The sequence below is a fragment of the Ruegeria sp. E1 genome (genome assembly GCF_056534225.1).
This window is the reverse complement of the sequence record NZ_JBQFPE010000036.1, coordinates 1-2,652: the sequence shown is the minus strand read 5'-3', so window position 1 is coordinate 2,652 and position 2,652 is coordinate 1. Positions and strand designations below refer to the sequence as shown.

Below are 2,652 nucleotides of genomic sequence, written 5' to 3'. Positions count from 1 at the left end.
TAATTTGCCCTTACGACGCTGTCTCATGGACCCACGCGGAGGCGGCATTTTTCGGACTAAAGAAAAAGATACCGAACGTTCTGAGCCAGTTGAATTTTATCGCTGTAACGAAGTGAGATCTCAGTTTGTCAACCGCTGCCCTGCTGCTCCCTAACCAACTGTTTGCTCAACATCCCAGTCTGCCTCCCCAGCCGGACAAAGTGGTGCTCTTTGAAGAGCCTCTATTCTTTGGCGACCCGATATATCCCGCCAACATGCACAAGCAAAAGCTTTGGCTGCACCGGTCATCGATGGCCCGATATCGCGACGATCTGATTAGGCAGGGTTTCGACGCGACGATCTGGCCCTATGAACGGGAGGCGGGTTCGTGTTTGCGGTTATTTCAGAACGTGCAAGAACTCGGCGTTGATCTAGTGAACATGGTCGATCCTGTCGATCTTATCGCCGAAAAACGCCTAAGTGCGGCGGCGGGTATTACAAACATCATAATCAACTTAAAGCCGTCCCCAGGCTTCTTGAACACACAAGACTATAACCTGGCTTGGTCGACCGGCAGCAAGCGCTGGTTCATGGCGGAGTTCTAGAAAAGCCAACGCCGCCGTTTGAACGTGCTGATGAATGGCGATCAACCGGTGGGCGGGCAGTGGAGCTATGACGAAGACAATCGAAAGAAAGTCCCCAAAGCGCTGCTCAAGAGCCTGCCTTGGATTGATTGGCCGACCCATGATGCAATTGATCAAACGGCAAAAGACAGCGTTCTTGCCGAGTTTCCGGACGCTCTGGGGACACTGGATCGTCTTTATTACCCAACATTCCACAAAGAAGCTGCCGACTGGCTAAATCAGTTTTTGGAACGGCGCTTTGATCGGTTTGGCGATTATGAGGATGCCATTGTCGAAGGCGAAAGCTGGCTTTGGCACGCTGTCCTGACGCCCGCATTGAACATTGGACTTTTGACGCCGAAACAAGTCTTGAATACAACGCTCGCCCATAATGGTGTGAATCCTGCCTACTCCGCCGCTGCCCACAGCTTTGGAACCTTGTTGGCCAACGAAGGCTGGCGGCTGGTCTACGGGGCCGGAGATGTGGGTCTTATGGGCGAGGTCGCGCGGGCGGCACAATCGTCCGGCGGCGATACATTTGGGGTGATCCCGGTGCACTTGCTTCAGCGCGAGGTCGGCAAGACCGACCTTACCCGGTTCATCGTGACCGAGACGATGCACGAGCGTAAAAAAGTGATGATCATGAACGCGGATGCCGTAGTTGTCCTGCCCGGCGGCCCCGGATCATTGGACGAACTTTTCGAAGCACTGACATGGCGGCAACTGGGGCTTCATGACAAACCCATTCTGGTGATGAATGTTGACGGGTACTGGGACACGCTGCACACGCTGCTGAATCAACTGATCGGTCAGGGGTTTGCAGATGGTTCTCTGGCAGAATTCATCACCTGGGTCGACACACCGGATGCGACCATGTCCGCGCTTCGCAAATTACTGAACTAAGAAAAACTGGCAATCGGGCGGCGCAAACCGCCCGAGTCTCAGTATTCGTTTAGGCAGGTTTCGCCAACCGAGTCTTCAGTATCCGTTCGACCTTGTGCAACGGGTGGTTTGTGAGTGTTTTGTCGACTTCGGCCACAACCTTTGCCAGCACTTCACTGTGCAGCCGACGGCGCAACAGGCCCAGAACATGCGGACTGGCAACCAACACCAATCGTTTATAGGCCCCTTTCAGCCCCTTGCGATTCAGAAGGTTCGCCACATCCTGAACGAACAGAGATTTTGCGTGGGACTTCCATGTCTCCTCTTCAACTGCAGATTTCTGGTTCGGTCCCGTATCGGGTCGCCGCCCTGCCCTGTCACTTGGCTTGGTCGGTGCTGCGTCCTGTTCTTCGACCGACACGACGACCAAGTTGGGGTCCTGTGCGTCCGTGATATTCTCCATCACCAGCGCTTTTTCCCCATCGGCGATGATAACCCATGTTCCCTGTTCAAGTGCAGCCATTCGTGATCTCCTGTATCGCTTAGGTTGGCCTTCGCCTGTCCCTTAGACACACCTGTTTAACGATGCGGCGTTGGTGTTTCGCTCGCATTTTGATAGGTTTTTGGTTGATTGGCGGTACTCTCCCTCCGCCTACTTTACGTAGGTGCTGAAAGGCCGTGCACAATAGGTGGAATAATGAAAGTTGACGTACCGGCAGTTTTTTACCGGCCACCCATCAATTCATAACAAAAAGCCCGCCAGCATCACTGCCAGCGGGCCATTCATTAAGTTCTACCAAGTGGAAATCACATCCGCGAGGCGACGTTTTCCCAATTTACAAGATTGTCGAGGAAGTTCGACAGATACGCCGGACGCTTGTTGCGGAAATCGATGTAATACGAGTGCTCCCACACATCACAGCCAAGCAGTGCGGTTTGACCGAAGCACAGCGGGTTCACGCCGTTTTCAGTTTTCGTCACTGCCAACGAACCGTCGGCATTCTTGACCAGCCACGCCCAGCCGGAACCGAACTGACCGGCACCGGCAGCGCTGAACTGCGACTTGAATTCGTCAACCGAACCGAAGCTTTCGGTCAGAGCCTTCTCCAGCTCACCGGGCATCGCGTTGCCACCGGGGCCCATCATCTCCCAGAACTGGTAGTGGTTC

The 2,652-nt window shown here is 54.1% G+C and carries 3 protein-coding genes and 1 pseudogene; 2 read left to right on the top strand and 2 right to left on the bottom strand.

Translation table 11 applies throughout. The annotated features are described in order from the left end of the window. Nucleotides 1-125: 125 nt before the first annotated feature. Nucleotides 126-788: pseudogene (locus ACR0FG_RS20800) on the top strand (cryptochrome/photolyase family protein); the annotation flags it as partial. Nucleotides 789-953: 165 nt separating this feature from the next. Further along, complete coding sequence (locus ACR0FG_RS20795; protein ID WP_480895257.1) at nucleotides 954-1,505, top strand: LOG family protein; 552 nt, start codon at nucleotides 954-956, stop codon at nucleotides 1,503-1,505. 49 nt (nucleotides 1,506-1,554) lie between these two features. On the opposite strand, the gene ACR0FG_RS20790 is transcribed toward ACR0FG_RS20795, so the two are convergent. Together ACR0FG_RS20790 and ACR0FG_RS20785 are read right to left on the bottom strand one after the other, a co-directional pair. Continuing rightward, nucleotides 1,555-2,007, bottom strand: a complete 453-nt coding sequence (locus tag ACR0FG_RS20790; protein ID WP_170396355.1) for a baeRF12 domain-containing protein — start codon at nucleotides 2,005-2,007, stop codon at nucleotides 1,555-1,557. A 284-nt stretch (nucleotides 2,008-2,291) separates the two neighbouring features. Then, a partial coding sequence (locus ACR0FG_RS20785; RefSeq protein ID WP_480895255.1) for a superoxide dismutase occupies nucleotides 2,292-2,652 on the bottom strand: 361 nt, incomplete at its 5' end.